This is a genomic window from Psittacicella hinzii (genome assembly GCF_003585885.1).
Classification (GTDB): Bacteria; Pseudomonadota; Gammaproteobacteria; order Enterobacterales; family Psittacicellaceae; genus Psittacicella.
Map to the genome: position 1 here is coordinate 14,920 of NZ_NRHC01000002.1, position 18,131 is coordinate 33,050.

The 18,131-nt window shown below is 34.5% G+C and carries 19 protein-coding genes; 7 read left to right on the top strand and 12 right to left on the bottom strand.

Features of this window, described 5'->3' with window-relative positions; genetic code table 11:
• Positions 1-28: 28 nt before the first annotated feature.
• Both CKF54_RS00245 and CKF54_RS00250 read right to left on the bottom strand, forming a co-directional pair.
• Complete coding sequence (locus CKF54_RS00245; RefSeq protein ID WP_119524186.1) at positions 29-796, bottom strand: energy transducer TonB; 768 nt, start codon at positions 794-796, stop codon at positions 29-31.
• Positions 797-945: 149 nt separating this feature from the next.
• Entirely contained in the window at positions 946-1,287 is a 342-nt protein-coding gene (locus tag CKF54_RS00250; protein WP_119524188.1) for a histidine triad nucleotide-binding protein, read from the bottom strand.
• Positions 1,288-1,463: 176 nt separating this feature from the next.
• Between CKF54_RS00250 and prmB the strand changes: the two genes are divergently transcribed.
• The 6 genes from prmB (at position 1,464) to secF (ending at position 8,904) form a co-directional block, all read left to right on the top strand.
• A complete protein-coding gene (gene prmB, locus CKF54_RS00255; protein ID WP_119524190.1) occupies positions 1,464-2,489 on the top strand; it encodes a 50S ribosomal protein L3 N(5)-glutamine methyltransferase in 1,026 nt (341 codons plus the stop codon).
• Between the two features lie 70 nt (positions 2,490-2,559).
• On the top strand, positions 2,560-4,194 hold the full coding sequence (locus CKF54_RS08310) for an S-adenosylmethionine:tRNA ribosyltransferase-isomerase (protein ID WP_119524192.1): 1,635 nt from the start codon (positions 2,560-2,562) through the stop codon (positions 4,192-4,194).
• 141 nt (positions 4,195-4,335) lie between these two features.
• Positions 4,336-5,526 carry a tRNA guanosine(34) transglycosylase Tgt gene (gene tgt, locus CKF54_RS00265; RefSeq protein WP_119524194.1) on the top strand — a complete coding sequence of 397 codons (1,191 nt, stop codon included), beginning with the start codon at positions 4,336-4,338 and terminating at the stop codon, positions 5,524-5,526.
• 39 nt (positions 5,527-5,565) lie between these two features.
• Positions 5,566-5,943 carry a preprotein translocase subunit YajC gene (gene yajC / locus CKF54_RS00270; RefSeq protein WP_119524196.1) on the top strand — a complete coding sequence of 126 codons (378 nt, stop codon included), beginning with the start codon at positions 5,566-5,568 and terminating at the stop codon, positions 5,941-5,943.
• A 74-nt stretch (positions 5,944-6,017) separates the two neighbouring features.
• A complete protein-coding gene (gene secD, locus CKF54_RS00275; RefSeq protein ID WP_147396787.1) occupies positions 6,018-7,871 on the top strand; it encodes a protein translocase subunit SecD in 1,854 nt (617 codons plus the stop codon).
• A 19-nt stretch (positions 7,872-7,890) separates the two neighbouring features.
• Complete coding sequence (secF, locus tag CKF54_RS00280) at positions 7,891-8,904, top strand: protein translocase subunit SecF (RefSeq protein WP_119524199.1); 1,014 nt, start codon at positions 7,891-7,893, stop codon at positions 8,902-8,904.
• Positions 8,905-8,943: 39 nt separating this feature from the next.
• Here the strand turns inward: secF and CKF54_RS00285 are convergent, their stop codons facing one another.
• Positions 8,944-11,475, bottom strand: a complete 2,532-nt coding sequence (locus CKF54_RS00285; protein WP_119524201.1) for a Tex family protein — start codon at positions 11,473-11,475, stop codon at positions 8,944-8,946.
• A gap of 68 nt (positions 11,476-11,543) precedes the next feature.
• Positions 11,544-12,134: a Fe-S biogenesis protein NfuA gene (nfuA, locus tag CKF54_RS00290; protein WP_119524202.1), complete on the bottom strand. Its 591-nt coding sequence runs from the start codon at positions 12,132-12,134 to the stop codon at positions 11,544-11,546.
• 279 nt (positions 12,135-12,413) lie between these two features.
• Between nfuA and CKF54_RS00295 the strand changes: the two genes are divergently transcribed.
• Positions 12,414-13,046, top strand: coding sequence for a hypothetical protein (locus tag CKF54_RS00295; protein WP_147396788.1), 633 nt, complete (start codon positions 12,414-12,416; stop codon positions 13,044-13,046).
• Between the two features lie 143 nt (positions 13,047-13,189).
• Here CKF54_RS00295 and CKF54_RS00300 read toward each other — a convergent pair whose 3' ends face one another.
• The 8 genes from CKF54_RS00300 to CKF54_RS08080 form a co-directional block, all read right to left on the bottom strand.
• Complete coding sequence (locus CKF54_RS00300) at positions 13,190-14,575, bottom strand: hypothetical protein (protein ID WP_119524206.1); 1,386 nt, start codon at positions 14,573-14,575, stop codon at positions 13,190-13,192.
• A 557-nt stretch (positions 14,576-15,132) separates the two neighbouring features.
• Positions 15,133-15,690, bottom strand: coding sequence for a hypothetical protein (locus CKF54_RS00305; RefSeq protein ID WP_119524208.1), 558 nt, complete (start codon positions 15,688-15,690; stop codon positions 15,133-15,135).
• Positions 15,691-15,700: 10 nt separating this feature from the next.
• Positions 15,701-16,264 (bottom strand): hypothetical protein, encoded by a 564-nt coding sequence (locus CKF54_RS00310; RefSeq protein WP_119524210.1) that lies wholly within the window; start codon positions 16,262-16,264, stop codon positions 15,701-15,703.
• Between the two features lie 11 nt (positions 16,265-16,275).
• Positions 16,276-16,749 carry a hypothetical protein gene (locus CKF54_RS00315; RefSeq protein WP_119524212.1) on the bottom strand — a complete coding sequence of 158 codons (474 nt, stop codon included), beginning with the start codon at positions 16,747-16,749 and terminating at the stop codon, positions 16,276-16,278.
• Between the two features lie 21 nt (positions 16,750-16,770).
• A complete protein-coding gene (locus CKF54_RS00320) occupies positions 16,771-17,142 on the bottom strand; it encodes a hypothetical protein (protein ID WP_119524214.1) in 372 nt (123 codons plus the stop codon).
• A gap of 10 nt (positions 17,143-17,152) precedes the next feature.
• Positions 17,153-17,539, bottom strand: a complete 387-nt coding sequence (locus CKF54_RS00325) for a hypothetical protein (RefSeq protein ID WP_119524216.1) — start codon at positions 17,537-17,539, stop codon at positions 17,153-17,155.
• Between the two features lie 2 nt (positions 17,540-17,541).
• Positions 17,542-17,964, bottom strand: coding sequence for a hypothetical protein (locus CKF54_RS00330; RefSeq protein WP_119524218.1), 423 nt, complete (start codon positions 17,962-17,964; stop codon positions 17,542-17,544).
• Positions 17,965-18,123, bottom strand: a complete 159-nt coding sequence (locus CKF54_RS08080) for a hypothetical protein (protein ID WP_222987452.1) — start codon at positions 18,121-18,123, stop codon at positions 17,965-17,967. It abuts the gene before it with no gap.
• Positions 18,124-18,131: the final 8 nt, after the last annotated feature.

An 18,131-nucleotide genomic window follows, 5' to 3' on the forward strand; every position in this document is an offset into this window, starting at 1 on the left:
TTGTTAGAGTGATGAATTAATATTAGCTTTAACGCTGATCCAAATAAAATTCTATCGCAAAATCATAAGTCGATCTTACAGGAACTCCACCTTTTGTTGCTGGGATAAAGGTATAGTAGTCTCTTACTGTATTTAGCGCAGCACGATCTAGACGTGGGTAACCTGAAGACTTTTTAATTTGCACACTTGAAGGTTTACCATTTGCCTCAACCACAACAGTTAAGACCACTGTACCTTGCTCGCCTCTTTCTAAAGATTGAAAAGGGTAATTAGGTTTAGGATTATTTAAGTATCCTCCTAGGTGATTAGCACTAGTAGCTACATCTTTACCTACTCCCTCGTTACCTTTAGCTTCACGACCTTGTGCACTTTGTTCTGTATTACTTTTCTGGTTTTGCTTTTCTGTAGATTTTGCTTTAGGTTTAGTTTGTGGCTTTACCTTAGGTTTTGCTTTTTGCTCTACTTTAGGCTTATCCTCTACTTTCTTTTCAGGTTCTTTTTTTTCTGGTTCTTTTTTCTCTGGTTCAGGATTAACATCTGGAGCCTCTTCTGTTTTTACCGATATAGGCTCTTGTTTCACCTCTTGTACCTGAGGAATTTCAGCAACCTCAAAAAACTCTACTTTTGCCGTAGCCTGAAATTTACCAGCAGTCTGATCTAAATAAGTATTAGAAACCAATTTAATTGGCTGATTATTGTTTGATAACAGAGCATATACTACAGCTATATGTCCAAAAATAACCATACTTAAAGCTAATAGTTTTAATCCAATTCCTTCTGAATTATTCTCTTTCATTGTGAATTGTGGATAAATCTAAATAAGAATGATTAATATTAACTAGTTTAAAGTATAGCATAAAGATAATGTTAAAAAGAAAAAACTAAAGCCACCTCTCAAGAAAAAGAGGTAGCTTTAGTTTTTTGATTTTCGCTTAGTTCAAGTTCTTAAACCATTGAACCTAATTTATTTCCACCAATTAAGTGCATGTGGATATGAAAAACTTCTTGTCCAGCATCGCTATTAGTATTTACTGTTAAGCGGTATCCTGACTTATCAATGCCATATTCACGAGCTAAATGACGAGCTACAGTAAACAGTCTACCTAATGCAGGTTCATCTGCTTCTGTAACATCATTAACTGTAGGGATTTCCTTTTTAGGAACAATTAAAAAGTGGTATTTTGCTTGTGGATTAATATCACTAAAAGCAATTACAAGGTCATCTTCATAAACAATGTTAGAAGGGATTTGACGATTAATAATTTTTGTAAAAATTGATTCGCTCATAAATTAATCAAAACCTCATATAATTGTTAAAGGTACAAGTCTATAATACCTTATTTAAATAAGGAAAAGAATAGATTAAATTAATTTTTAATCTTATTTGATTTCCTATATAATTATAAAAAAGATTTCCTTTTAACTTTCCTTTATTGCAAAGGACATTTATTTATTTTATTTTTATGAAGAATTCTCATTACAGCGATGATCAAGACGCATTACATCATAGCTTAGAACATACTGATTTTCGTACAGATGCTATTTGTAGTTTAGAAACTATTAACGATTTTATTCGTTGGACTTACTCTTACTTAAATCAAAATGATGTTTTCTTCGGTCACGGTTATGACAACGCATGGGACGAAGCACGTACTTTAGTTTTACATGTAGTTTCGTTACCATACAATACTGATCAAGATTACCTATTAAGTGCTCGTTTAACAGAAGCTGAAAAAACTAAAATTTTAGATCTACTCTACGCACGTGTGCATAAGCGTATTCCATTAGCTTACTTAATTAATACTTCACGTTTCTTAAACCGTGAATATTATGTTGATGAACGTGTAATTATTCCTCGTTCACCAATTGGCGAGTTAATTCAAGATGGTTTTAAAGAAGTGATGCATGCTTCACCAAGTACTATTCTTGACTTATGTACAGGTTCTGGGGTTCTAGCTTTAGCTTTAGCACAACGTTTCCCAGACGCACAAGTGGATGGAATTGATATTTCTCCAGATGCGATTGATGTAGCTAATATCAACTTAGAATTAGCTAATGATCACCTTCTATCAGATCGTATGGCATTTATTGAATCAGATCTATTTAATGCTTTACCAGAAGGGATTACTTACGATTTAATTGTTTCAAATCCTCCATATGTAGATTCAGACGATTTAGCAAATATGCCTGAAGAATTTAGACATGAGCCAAGTATCTCTTTAGGCTCTGGTGATGACGGTCTAGATATTACTGCGCGTATCCTAAATGAATCAGCAAAACACCTAAATCAAGGTGGGGTATTAGTAGTTGAAGTTGGTAATAGTCGCTATGCCTTAGAAGAGTACCTGCCAAATGTACCATTTAACTGGTTAAATCTAGAAAATGGTGGTCATGGTGTATTCTCTTTAACGAAAAAGGATTTAGAAGAATATGCTGATGATTTTGCTAAATTTGCTCAATTCAAACTTGAGCAACAAGATAATCAGTAATCAACTTTCATATTAACTTTTTTTAATAAACACAGTTGGCTTCAACTGTGTTTTTTGAGTGTTATAAATAATGATGTATGAAGTAAAGGATTACGACTTTAATCTTCCAGAAGAACTTATTGCTCGTTTTCCTACCCCAAACCGTGATGATTCTCGTCTTCTCCACATCTTAGGAGATGATAATCAATCTATCAATGACTTAAAATTTACTAATATTGTTGACCTAATTCCAGAAAATTCTGTTTTAGTTCGCAATAATACCAGAGTTATTCCTGCACGTTGCTATGGACGTAAACCGTCTGGAGCTAAAATTGAAGTTCTGGTAGAGCGTATTGTAAGTGAGTTTGAATTCCTAGCGCATGTTAGAGCAAACCGCAGTCCAAAACCTGGGCAAATTCTTGTTCTTGGAGAGGATAAGATTGGTGCTTCAAGTTTAAATGAGCAAGATTTTGTTTCTTTAGAAAAACTTGCTCAACAATTAAATACTGCTCAAGATTTACAAGATTTAGCAAAAGCAAACAACTACCTAGAGAAAATCCAGCAAATTCTTGACGATAAAGGTTATATCGTCATGTGTACAGGTAGATCTGGTAGTCTATTTAGATTACAAGGCTTAAATAAAGAATCAATTCTTTCTGTGCTTCAACAAATTGGTCATATGCCTCTTCCTCCATATATGGAACGTGAAGATCAAGACTCTGATACCGAAAGATACCAAACTGTGTATGCTAAAGTACCAGGAGCGGTAGCTGCTCCTACCGCTGGGTTACACTTTACCGATAACTTAATAGAAAAACTCCAAGCTAAAGGAGTTGAAATTCTAGAAGTTACACTGCATGTAGGTGCTGGTACTTTTATGCCTATAAAAGTGGATAATATCCGAGAACATCAAATGCACGCAGAGTGGATTGAAATTAGACAAGAAGTTGCGGATAAATTAAATCAAGCTAAAAAAGCTGGTAAAAAAATCGTTGCTATAGGAACGACCTCGGTACGCTCTTTAGAAACTATGGTGCAATATAGTATCAATAAATATATTGACCAACTTGCAGATGATCACCCTAGCAAACTGTACCGTAAACTACTTACGCTTAGAGATTTGCTTGATAAAATTCCTCAAGAAAAACTTATTGAACTTTTACATGAAAGTACAGAAGTTGTTAACTTAACTCCTGAAGAAAAAGTAGCTCAAGAAGCTTTACAAAACTTTTGTGTAAGTAAAAAAAGTTTTGATCAGTTAGCATTCAACCAAGAAAGTAATGCTACATTCTTAGAACAAAGCTGGTCACTGCTGTTAAATCTAGCTCTGCAACACAAAGAGGTATTTAACTCTAGTAATCAAGCAACTTTAGATTTTATTGCAGACTTAGAACAAAGCGAAAAAGAAAAAGATTATAGCTTTACCAACCACTACATTAATACAAAGCTAGAATTAGGAGTTGATATCCCTCTGTTACCTTACACTGGTAATACGGAAATCTTTATCCACCCAGGGCATAAAGTACACTTAGTTGACCACATTGTCACTAACTTCCACTTACCTAAGTCGACTCTTATAATGCTGGTTGCAGGATTTATTGGTTTCGATTATTGCTTAAAAGCATATAACCATGCGATTGCGCAAAAATATCGCTTTTATAGCTACGGAGATTCATCATTTATACCTAATCTCCTAGGTAATGAAGAAATCGAATATCTACTCTAAATCCTTTAATTTATTTATATTTTTTGTTAGTTACTACCTAAAAAATGGTATAATTTACTTCTGTTAATATAGGTAGATAACTTCATAGTTTTAATATCCTTAATAAAGTAGTTTTGCTACTTCTAATTTTTATAAATAAATATGTTATCTTTTAAAAAGTTTAAGCAAGAAGGGTACGCTCGCCGTGGTGAAATTACCATCACTAGAGCTGACGGAAGTGTACACACTATCCAAACTCCTGCTTTTATGCCAGTGGGTACTTATGGTACTGTAAAATCTATGACTCCTGAAGAAGTCAAAGAAATTGGCGCAGAGATTATCTTAGGTAATACTTTCCACCTTTGGTTAAGACCAGGCATGGAAATTATGCGTAAGGCTGGTGGCTTACATAATTTTATGCAGTGGAATAAACCTATCCTTACTGATTCAGGTGGCTTCCAAGTATTCAGTTTAGGCGATATCCGTAAAATCAAAGAGGAAGGTGTTTACTTTAGATCACCAGTAGATGGTTCTAATGTTTTCCTTAGTCCAGAGATTTCAATGGATGTTCAATATGCTCTAAACTCTGACATTGTCATGATTTTTGATGAGTGTGCTCCATATCCTTCAACTTATGACTATACCCTAAACTCTATGAACCTATCTTTACGTTGGGCTAAACGTTGTCGCGATAGATTTAATGAGTTAGGTAATACCAATGCTCTTTTTGGAATTATCCAAGGGGGTGTTTATAACGATCTACGTAAAGCTAGCTTAGCAGGCTTAACTGATATAGGTTTTGATGGGTATGCTATTGGTGGTTTAGCTGTAGGTGAACCAAAAGAAGAAATGCACAAAACTCTAGAGTTCATTACTCCATTAATCCCAGATAACAAACCTAGATACTTAATGGGTGTTGGTAAACCTGAAGACTTAGTTGAGTGTGTACGCCGTGGTGTTGATATGTTCGACTGTGTAATGCCTACCCGTAATGCTCGTAACGGACATTTATTTACCTTCACAGGTAACGTACGCATCCGTAACGCGAAATACAAAGAAGACTTTAGTCCAATCGAAGAAGGTTGTGATTGTTATACTTGTAAAAATTACACACGTGCTTACCTACATCACCTAGATAAATGTGGTGAAATCTTAGGTGCTCGCTTAAATACTTTCCACAACTTACGCTTCTACCAAAGACTAATGCAACGCATGCGCGATGCTTTAGATGCAGGAAAATTTGATGAATTTGTACAAAAATTCTATGCTGATTTAGGTCAAGAAGTTCCTGCACTAGGTGAGTTTTCAGATAATCGTTACGCTTTTGTTGATAAAGACGACCGCGTAAACTAAACCTTTACTTAAAAATAACTTAACTCGGAGTTCATACAAATGAATTTATTTTTAGACGCTGCGCAACAGCAACAAAGTCCAATCTTTTTAATTGTTCTAATCGTAATTATGTTTGCGTTTATTTATTTCTTCCAATGGAGACCAAATAAAAAACGTCAAGCTGAGTACAAAAAACTTTTAGAATCTTTAGAAGTTGGTAGTGAAGTTTTATTAAACGGTGGTTTATTAGGTACTATCACAAAATTACGTCCTGAAGATGATTTAGTTTTAGTTGAAATTGCTAAAGGCGTTATTATCACTACTAAACGTGGTTTTATCGTACAAGTTCTACCTAACGGTACTATTGATTCAATCGTTAACGAGAACAAACCAAGCAAAAAAGCAAAAACTGAAGAAAACAATTCTGAAGCTAAATAATTTTTTTCTAAATCTTGGGGACAATCCCCAAGATTTTACCAAATATAAGATTTTCCAAAAATAAGGTTATTACCGTGCAAAATCAGTACCCACTTTGGAAAAACCTTTTAATTGTCTTTACTATTATTGTTGGTTGTATCTACGCTTTACCAAACTTATTCCCAGAGAAACCATCTCTACAAATTGCTGGTAGCCGTGGTCGTGAAATTGAGTTAGCTTCTTACAACCAAATTCAACAAACTGTTGAAAACGCTGGTATTACTTTATCACGTTCAACTTTTAAAGACGGTAAGGTTAACCTAGTATTCGAAACTGAAGAAGAACAACAAAAAGCTTCTCAAGTACTAGATAGTACATTAGGAGATAACTACACTACAGCTCTAAGCTATACTTCAGCAACTCCAGCTTGGTTAACAAGCATTAGAGCAGAGCCTATGAAATTAGGTCTAGACTTACGTGGTGGTGTTCGTTTCTTAATGGAAGTAGATATTAATACTCTATTAGATCGTAACTACGATAGCTTAGCTAAATTTATCCAAGATCAAGCACGCCAACAAGGCATTTCGATTAACTCTGTAACCTATGACTCACAAAATAAACGTCTAGAAGCAGTAGTTTCAAATCAAGATTCTTTACGTGCTTTAAATAGCTTCTTACACAGCTCATCAGGTTTAGGTAGTGAAGTTGCTACGCAAACTTCAGGTTTAACTGTATATATTAACTATACAAATGCTAAACTTGATCAAACTACTAACTACGCAGTAGAGCAATCATTATTAATTCTTCGTAACCGTGTTACTGAGATCGGGGTAGCTGAACCAGTTATCCAACGTCAAGGTAGTACGAATATTATCGTAGAATTACCTGGTATTCACGATGTTGCACGTGCTAAAGAAATTATCGGAGCAACTGCAACTTTAAGTTTTAACTTAGTTAATACTAATGTTACGCAACAACAAATTGAGGCAAACTTAATTCCAGTTGGTACAGTAGTTTTATCTAATGCAGCAGGTTACAAGTACGCTTTATACCGCAACGAAATTATTTCAGGGCAAAACATTATTGACGCTTCTGCTGGTCGTGCTGAAAATGGTGGTCCACAAGTTAGCATTCGCCTAGACTCAGAAGGTGCTCGTTTAATTTCTGAAGCAACTAAGAGTGCCATTGGTCGCCCTATGGCTACAGTTTACTCTGAGTATAAAGACACTGGTCGTAAAGACGAAGATGGTAAACCTATTTTACGTAAGATTGATGAAGTTGCTAATGTTGCAACAATTCAAGCACGTTTAGGTGCTAGCTTTGTTATTACAGGTCTTTCTTCAATGGCTGAAGCTAATAACTTAGCTCTAGTTTTACGTTCTGGTGCTTTAGTTGCGCCAATCCAAATTATCTCTGAAAAAGTTATAGGTCCTTCATTAGGTGCGGCTAACATTAAGCAAGGTTTAATTGCAAGTGTTAGTGCTTTAGTTGTAACTATCTTACTAATGACAGTGGTTTATCGTTTCTTTGGGTTTATTGCTGGCTTTGTATTAATTTTCAATATTATTCTCTTAATCGCAGCGCTATCTATTCTTCCAGGAACGACTCTAACCATGCCGGGGATAGCAGGTATCGTTCTAACCATTGGTATGTCCATTGACGCCAACGTACTAATTTACTCAAGGATTATCGACGAATTACGTTTAGGTAAATCACCTAAAGTAGCTCTTGCTGAAGGTTATTCAGGTGCTTGGACATCTATCTTTGATGCTAACCTAACCTCTGTATTAACTGCTGTAATTCTCTTTATCTTTGGTACTGGTCCAATTAAAGGCTTTGCGATTACTTTAGCTCTAGGGGTATTAATCTCTATGTTTACAGCTATTGTTGCAAGTAGAATGATCTTCAATATGGTTTATTCACGTAAAGCAACTAAGCTTCATATTTAGGATAGGGGTGTAAATCATAATGAGCAAACAAGTAGAAAAATATACTCGTGGAGTTAACACTCCTTACCCAAATAGATTTAGTAAAAAAGCTTATATTACAGAAAATGGCGTTGTTCTTGCACGTCCAATTATTCACTTCTTAAAAGAACGTAAATATTGCTATATCTTCTCTGCAATATTAATGTTAGCGTGTATCGTTTCATTTTTTGTACGCGGATTAAATCTAGGTTTAGACTATACAGGTGGTACTGTAGCTGAAGTGAGTTACTCAAAAGCAGTAACAACTCAAGAAATTAGTGCAGTTTTAAGTGCACAATACCCTGGGATTGAAGTTACATCTACAGGTGCACGTGAAACTACAATTCGTATCCCTGCTAAACTAGTTACAAGTACAACTACTCAAGATGTACAAAAATTATTACAAGATACAGTAGACACAAATGCAGTAATCACTTCTGCTGAATTCGTTGGTCCTAAAGCTGGTGCTGATCTAATCTACGCTTCTGTGATGTCTATGATATGTACAATTGTCATGATGCTAATTTACATATCTTTCCGTTTCCAATGGCGTTTATCATTAGGAGCGGTGGCTTCACTAGTCCATGACGTAGTTGCAGTAATCGGTATCTTCTCAATGTTCCAAATTGACATTGACTTAAACTTTGTCGCTGCAATTCTTTCAGTAGTAGGTTACTCTATTAACGATACTATCGTGGTGTATGACCGTATGCGTGAAAACATTCGTAAAATGCATCGTATCTCTGTACAAGAATGTATTGACATCTCTTTAACTGAGACTCTTAACCGTACAATTATGACTTCATTAACGACTTTAGTTTCTGTAGTTATCTTATTATTCTTCGGTGGTAGTTCGTTATACATCTTCTCACTATGTTTAACTATCGGTATTATTATCGGTACTTACTCATCTGTATTCGTTGCTGTGGCTATCTCTTATGACGTTGGTCTAACAAAAGAAGACATGTTAGTTCGTCAAGTTAATAAAGATGGTCTTGAAGAATATGAAAGTTAAAAAAAGGAGTTCAGGTTTTTACCTGAACTCTTTTTTTATTTATTTTTTATTGAATCGAGTTAGAAGAGCATTGAATTTTTCTTCCATATTAACTTTTTTCTCTTTAACACGATTATTGCTAAATTTACCTTTTGGAGCTGATTTTTGCGCTTTATTAGCATTAGGTTTTACTTTACCTTTATGCTTAGACTCATTTTTAGCTCTATGTTCATTTTTAGCTTTGTTATTTTGATTATGCTGTGGTTTTGCTAATAGCTTAAATAGTTTTAAATCTACTTCAAGACCAGCATTTTCTGCTTGTGCTAGGTATTCTTTTTGTTGCTCTAGTACAGCATTTAAACGTTGCGCTTCCTCTTCTGATTTAATTTTTGATACATGATATTTTGGAGCTGTTTTCTTTTGTCCTTCAAAAATCATGGTTAAATCAATACGATTACGAGCAACATCTACCGCAAAAACTTGCACTTGGATTTGCTCACCTGATTTTAAGAAATCATAAGGATCTGCAATAAAGCTACTACTCATGCGAGAAATATGCACTAGACCATCTGTGTGCACACCAATATCAACAAAGGCACCGAAGTCAGTTACATTAGTAACTAAACCATTCATAATCATACCAACTTCTAGTTGCTTGATATCTTCAATGCCTTCTTTATATTGAATTGGTTCATACACTCCACGTGGATCACGTCCAGGTTTTTCCAACTCTTTAATAATATCTTCAATTGTTGGTAAACCAAACTTTTTACTTACGTAATTTTGTGGATCTAATTGTTGTAAAAGCTCAGTATTTCCTACTAGAGTAGCTAACTCAACTCCAAGATCAGATGCCATTTTTTCTACAACTGCATAAGCTTCTGGGTGTACTGCAGAGTTGTCTAACACATTAGTATTTTCTCCAACTACACGTAAGAAACCAGCACATTGCTCAAAAGCTTTTGGACCTAAACGACTAACTTTTAATAAGTCTTGGCGTGAGGTAAAGAAGCCATTTTCTTCACGGAACTTAACTATATTAGAAGCTGTAATTTTATTTAAACCTGAAATACGGCGTAATAAGTATTCTGAAGCTGTATTTAAGTTAACCCCTACGTAGTTAACACAGTCTTCAATGGTTGCTTCCAGACGATTTGTTAATTCACGCGCATTTAAGTCGTGTTGGTATTGACCCACACCAATTGATTTAGGATCAATTTTAACTAACTCTGCTAATGGATCTAAAGCACGACGTGCAATTGAAACCGCCCCTCTAATACTCACATCTAGCTCTGGGAATTCTGCTACAGCTAGCTCAGAAGCAGAATAAACAGAAGCTCCAGCTTCGTTTACTACTAAAGTATGTACATCCGTAATATTATTATCTTTAAAAGTTTTTTCTACAAACTCTAAAGTTTCACGACAAGCAGTACCATTTCCGATTACTACTAAAGTAACTTGATGTTTCTTAACTTGCTCAAGTAGTTTTTGCGCAGCTTTTTCTTTACTTTCGATTAAGTAAATTACACCGTGATCTAATAGTTTGGTTTGTCCATCAATAGTTGCAAACTTAATACCAGTACGAATACCAGGATCTAAACCTAAGATATTTTGTGATTTTACTGGAGATTTTAGCAGTAATGATTTTAAGTTATGCGCAAATGAATTATAAGCATCAGGCTCTGCCATTTCATGACGCGCATTTAATAATTCTGTTTCAAGAATTGAGCTTAATTTTACTTTCCAAGTCCAGCTAAGAGCTTGTCTACGCCATGAGTTTAATGGTGTATTTGGCACTAAATCGATTGCTAAATCCTTAGTTGCATGTTTTTCAATAATATAATCAACAGGATTTACCGGAATATTTGCTGGGTTAGGATTTAAATGTAAACTTAAAACACCTTCAGCACGACCACGCCATAGAGCTAAGAAACGGTGGCTCTTAATGTGACATAATACTTCGCTATAGTCAAAGTAGTCTTTAAATTTATCACCTTCTTTTTCTTTGCCCTCAATTACTTTAGCTTCAATAGTTGCTACTGAATTTAAGTAATCTTTTAACTCAGAAAGAAGATTAGTATTATCAGCAAAGTTATCTACTAGGATCAGTAAAGCTCCATCCAAAGATGCTTTGGTTGTATTATATTCTTCGCTTAAATAAGGTGCTACTACCTTATCTAAATCTAAGTTTACATCAGTACTTTGCCAAAGTTCTAAAGCTAAAGGTTCTAATCCTGCCTCTCTTGCTTTAGTCGCCTTAGTTTTACGTTTTGGTCGATATGGAATATATAAGTATTCTAAATCCGCTTTAACTAAACAATCATTGATTTGTTGCTCTAATTCTGGAGTTAACTTGCCTTGCTCACTAATCGAAGAAATAATACTTTTCTTTCTATCTTCTAGATCTGTTAGGTAGTTAAAACGAACTTGAAACTCACGTAACTGTTCGTCAGTTAAACCTTCAGTTTCTTCTTTACGATATCTCGCAATAAAAGGAATTGTTGCTCCTTCATTGATTAGTCTGATTGCGGCTTCGATTTGTCTAGGATTTACTTCTAATTCCTGAGCTATACGCTTCTCAATACTTAGCATAATTATTAATGATTTATATTAGTGAAAAAGAACTCTTTCTCGGTTAGTTAAAACAGCATTCAAAATACTTATTTGTAGTAAGAATGCTCGCCAGTTTGGTGTTCAGTTACGTCTCTTACTCCATGCACTTCATCAGGGAATTGTTCAAGTAACTGACCTTCAATACCTTGTTTTAAAGTTACATCAACCATTGAGCAACCATTACAGCCACCACCAAATTGAATTACACAGTAACCATCTTTTATCTCAATTAAAGTAATTCTACCACTGTGATTGCGTAATTGTGGATTGATTACTGTTTCAATGTAATACTCTACACGATCTATTAAAGGCGCGTCGCTATCAGGACGTTTCATTTTAGCGTTTGGAGCTTTAATTGTAAGTTGAGATTCTAATCCCTCAGTTACAAAATCTAAAACTGCCTCATTTAAGAAAGGCCAAGAAATAGGATCAACGTAAACTTTAAAAGCGTCATAGTCAACAACATGATCTACTTCTTCAACATTATCAGGTGGGCAAAATGATACTCCACATTCAGCGTTATAAGAACCAGGGTGAACAACGAAAACTCTAATCCCCGTACCTGGCTCTTGCCCTTCTAATAGTTGTACAAATTGATTAATTGCAGGTTTTGTAATTAAAATATATGAATTATCCATAAATTTTGGCTTGAAAAATTAAATTAAAGCTTAAACCTACGTTTAAGCCAAAAAAACTATTATGTCAACTTCTTCTTTACTTAAGTTAACCGGTTTATTCTATCACAAAAGCCTTAGTTTTACAGAATTACCCCTCTTTTATTCCGTCAAGTAAACGGTATAAATTAAGAATAATTATCTTTTACAGTAAAGGGAAAGAAAGAATACTTTAATTTCACTTTGATAGATAAGCCTTAATCTAAGGTATAATATTATTAAAGCACATATTTAAGGAGCTTTATGCAAGGAAGATCTTATTCTATATTCACCTATATAATTTATGGGTTTATGATGCTTCTGCAAAGAAAAGCTTACCACTCAGACAAATATGAAAAGTTATTTATCTTTAGAAATAATTATCGTCGTCTGGTTAATATGTGGAAAGCTAGTGTAATTATTATTTTTGTCCTAATGCAAGGTTACTATTTTATTTATCACTATATTAGCTATAGTAATATTATCGCTTTTAGTATCTTCTTTATTCTTATTTCGACCTTAACCCTTTACTCAATTGGTCTTTATGCTCTTTTTCCGATTAAGCAAGAACAAAGTTTACTTTATTACACCTTACTAGATATAGTTGCAAATGAACAAGAAGATCCAAATGTAGGCTTAAATATGACTTACTATGGCTTTGCAGTTTTACTTAATCGTTTTGATAAACTTCCAGCGGTTAAATTTCCTGAAGTGTATAAAATGATTAAGCAATTATCACGCGCTGAAGATGAGTTCTCTAACAACCAAGAGCAAAGCGAAGAAGATAAGCGTCAAGCAGAGCTAAGAAAGAAGTTAGAAAAACAAGCTGAAGAAGAGTTTAAAAAATCAACTTCTCCTGCAAAAGATGATCAAGATAATAAGGACAGTAAGGAGTAATTGAGCATTTCTCACTAAAAAGCCTTATCTTTAGTGTATAAAAGCAATCGCTACGAAAGTATGATAAAATCGGCAATCCTTTACCTCGTCGGTAACAATTTGGTAACCATTTAATCGTTTTTTCATTATAGCATACCCAACTTTTAAACACTAAGGATAAAGCTCTTAAACAGTTCAACATCACCCAACAGCAAACAGGCAACATACAAATCATTAAAATCTTTAAGCTTCAAAGCACCACTCTTAACTAGTTTGCTTTGTACATAAGCCTCTAAAGAATTGTTATCAAATTGTAATAATTTAAGCCTGTCGATAAGGACCAACTTCTGTGGATCACTTACTGGAGGGACTAGCCACTCTACAGTGCACTGTCTGGACTTATCTCTACACTTCTTCAGCTCTGGTAACTCTCGCTTAGGGTTGCCATTGCTATCTCTATCATCATCAGCTAAAGCTAAAACTTTACTGTATGAACATATCGAACCAATAAATTCTACAACACTGTGTAAATTCCCAAGACTAAAACATATAGCCACGTCCGTAGTCTGATCATTAACCAAATCAAGGGCTAACTTCACACTTGCACCAGTTGCATAACCCTCGCATAGAATTATCCTACTAGGGACGTTAACATTGCGTAATTTCAGTATGCCATTCTTTACCCCATAATTCTTCATAAAACGCTTTTGACCGTCGGGTTTAATAACTTGATAGCTCATCAACTTACTAGTCTCACAACTGTAAATTGGTACCAGTAAATCACCCCTAAATACTCTAGCCGTAGAGTTTGGCGGGGGAGGAGTATCTTCTAAGCAAACCTGTACTAAACCGTCGTAATCCAAGCCCTTAAGTTGTAAGTAATCCTGTACTAACTCATAGCGTGTTGCAAAGTTATCTTTGTACTCATTAAACCAAGCAGTAAGCTTTTCTGACTTCTCTTCAGGATCCAAATCAAAATCTACCTGCTCGAGTTTCTTATTTTCTCTTTCTTGAGCATAGTAGGCTCTGTTCACCGTGTCAAAATAAGCACGCTCTTGTTTAGTTAGTTGCTTACCCTCTTCATTGGTTACGCCCTTATAAACACTCTTACGGTACACTTGGTCAGAGTAGTTATAAACAATTAGCGTACAGCAATTAGATGACAGCATGCAAATGTACCCTACAGATTTCTTTTTAGAGTTTCGGGTTGGTATTCTTATCCAGTCCTTAGTATGCTTACTAAGCTTAAAACCTCTACATGATGTGAGGTCACCACCACAATCCTCAATTATCTTTTTAGCCCACTGTTCTGCGGTAGCAAAATCTACCTGATCAGTGAGATTATAGTGATAGGGTTTATAGTCCTCAAGACCAGAGAATTCTTCAGTCAGTATTCTAATATCTTCGCTTTGGATAGCCCAGAGCTTAATGTCATTATCTGTACAAAAAATTACCCTAGCGTTATAACCTAAATGCCTTAGCTCTTTCTTGGCTTCAGCTTTAAATAAATCCTTATCTGCATGCTTAACTGCGAAATATCTGGTATACATATCTTTCCTTGTTACATTGTCACATTTTGCGATCTAAGAGATTGATTTTTGCTAGAAATTCTCTAGAAAAAGATTAGTTTTTAGGCTATTGCTAGGGTAAATGTAGCTGTAAGTTTATAAGAGGCTTTTAAATATAACTATGCTTAATAATCAATAAATTACGTTTATTTACAACTTGTATGCCCGTTGTTTATCAAATTGAAGCTAAAATAATAACTACAAAGAAAATAGCAAGCAGGCAAAGGTAAAAATAGTACTCAAACATAAAAACCTCTGTTTGTAATAGTTAAATGAAAAACGAAATGATGTATAAAATCTTAAGCCAAAAAATAATCTTAAGTATTAGTTTAATCTTTGGCGGTAGTGCTAACCCTAAATCCATTAACGAAGCTAAGTATCTTCCTTTCATTGTTCTTTTCCTTTATCGTTGTAAGTTGCAATTATCAATTACTTGATGTAAAATAGATTTACATGTTTAGCAAGGGTATGCCTTTCTTTTGAGCATAGCTTTGTTATTTTGCTGTTTATACCTTTGGGTATAATGTTTTTGGTTAGGGTTATGCAGGGTTTGCACTCTGTATAACCTTTTTTCCGTCTAGGGGCATAACGAAATTTATATAGTAGATTTTATTAAAATTCCTACCTATGTCACAAAGATCTCTATCTACTAACTTAATTCTTAGACCTGTGCCAGATTTTATTCTACCCTCAAAATCATGTAGTAAAAATCTTTTAAAATGATAGAACAATTGATCACATTCAGAGTAAATTATAAAAGCCTGACGGTTCCCTCGCTCTATCTGCGAAAATAATTTATATCTATCCTCAGCACTATCTAACTTATTTAGCTCTTTTATAATATCAAAAAGTTTTTCATAGTAAGGTAGTAAGCTATCATTATAGCTAGCAACTATGAAATTTCTACACATTGTAAGCCAATACGAACTAGCCTTAACTGTGTCAATAACAAAATCAGTCCCTACGGTTTCATCAAAAGCATGCGCATACTTTAGATAATTACTAGGGATATAAATTCTTCCTCTAACAGTAACTAACGCTCGCATGTTGTTAAGCGCTTCAATAAATTTCTCAAAATTCTCACTGTTAATTTTCATTTATTGTTACCTACCTAATCGATTGATCTAAAAACACTACTGGCGATAAGCCCCTAAAATCAAAGTGCACAAAATAAAGATCCTTAGGCTTCTTAAGTGGATTAAAACATATATCCGTAAAGTTAACCTTAATACCTGTGGCAGTTAACATAACGTCAGGTAAATTAGCCACGATCAGCTTCTTAACTTTTGCTAGCAAACTTATAACCTTTTTAGTAATGATTTGCTCTTTGTCCGTTAGCACTGAAAGCGGTTTAGCCATCTTCTTGCTATGGATATGCTTCATTAATTCCCATATGCCTGCAGAAGTCTCTTTACCAATTTTTAACACTTCTTTACAGTGATGTAGCATTTCATGGATAAAGACATCACACTGAACAGTTCTCACGCCTACAGGATATTTTTCTACTACCTTTTGTGGACTGTGGTATTTACCAGAGTTAACGCCGTCACCATTATAAATCCTAATTAATTTATTTCTAATCATCTTGGGATTTGTTAACTCTCTGTTTAGCTTGTCAAGAGCATTTATCAGCCCGTCGTAATCTTTTTCAGCTAATTTATAAATCTTCACGATAGCCTACCTTAAAGACATAAATCTTCTACAGAGATTTCAGTGATTTCTAAAAATTCTTCACTACCCTCAAAGAAGTTATGCACATTTAACTCTAAATTACGCTCACGAAATTCTTCTGACGTTGACACTTCTACAACCCAATCGTAAAAACTCTTAAAGCTTAGACTTGTCCATAGTGGTTCAGTAGCAAAAGCTAGGTCAAATAACTCTGAAGTAGTTTTCAAATTATAGTTATAACTATCTGTTTCTTCGGGATTAACTTGCTCTAAAAATTTTCGCATAAAAAATAAATTACAAAAATCTTTAACTTTAAAACAACAAGTCCCATCTCTAGGTTCAAACTTCTGTAAGAGAAAATCTCTATAAAAATCAGCTAGTTGATCATCGTTAAAGAACAGACTAGCATATTGCATCATAACCAGCGTTCTTTTAAGTTCTTTAATATGTCTGCTTTTTACTTCTTTTAAATCTAATTCTAACATGTTTGCGTTCCTTGTTTTTGGTTAGGGTTTCATGATCAAAATGTCACCTTCAACTAAAGCAACTATACATATGCCTTTTAACTTCCCATTAATGCCCTCTAAATTGCATTCTAAGAAGCTTTTGAAGTCTGACCAATACTTTATTAGCTTCGAACTCTCTTGCTCTGAAAATGACTTTAAAATGACCGCAGCGTCAAAGACAGGTTCATCTAAGCCTTGGTTAAAATAATCGTTTAGCTTTTCACATAAAACCTTATTGGCAAATAATACTCTCGCTACGCGATATTGAACAGCTAGCTCGCTTAACCTCGTAAATAACCTAACGCAGTAATCTACTCCAGCGCCCCCTAAAATCTCTTTAATACAATGATCAACTTTATTCAATTCTGTCATTCAAGCCTCCTTAACTAGGTTTATATTCTCTATCTTCCAGAAGAATTCCATACTCAATAAGTGAAAATTTACAATGTAAAGATAAAGCTCTTCTCAATTGCTGAAAGTTTTTGCAAATGTAATCCTCCAAACTGTTAACGAAATCGTCATAGTCTTCCTTATAGTTGTCAGCTATGTAGTTTGCTAATCCAATTCCTAACAGTCGGTGAAGTTCTTCATCTTCTTCTTTGCCAGCATACAGCTTTTCTTTGACTTTCTCGGTAATCAAGAAGTTCAATAACTGGCGGTATTTGATATAAGTCGATACCCTGCGATTATTACGCTTTAGCAACTGTATCGCCATTTCTTCAATACTGTAGCTGAAGATTTCCTCTATGAAGTCAATTACTTTTTCCATGTTTAACTCGCTTTGACCTTGTTACAACATTGGCATATTTCAGATTCACAATCATGATCATGTAAAATCACATAATCACCATCTACCTTAACTCTACAGTGTTCTCGCATACCCTCCTTAATATATGGCAAATGACTGATTATTAAGTGTTTGGTATGTCCTAATATAGTATTAAAATCTTCAGGGCATTTATCCTTGAAAAATTCACCAAATAAAAATCCTTTGTTAAACCAGTACTTTTCTGAAACTTTATCGTCATACACGTGATACCAATTTGCAAACCAATCCCCAAAGGTAGAGTAAACAATCTCCTCTAAAGAGTAAATAGTACGCTCTCCTTTTCTATTTAAGCGTTTCAATGCAGAAATTAAATTATTGTGATGTATAACTTCATAAGCCATTCTTTTGGTTAATACTAGCCCCATTTACTTGTCCTCCGTCCAGCATAGAGTTGAGATCCTTATGTGATCCTTAAACTTAGAATAAACTAATTCTTCATCTCTAAATGTTAAGTCGTCAAAGTTACGAGAGTTGTTAATGATTTCCATATACTTGTCATAATACTCTTCGTTGTAGCCTCTCATTTTGTGAT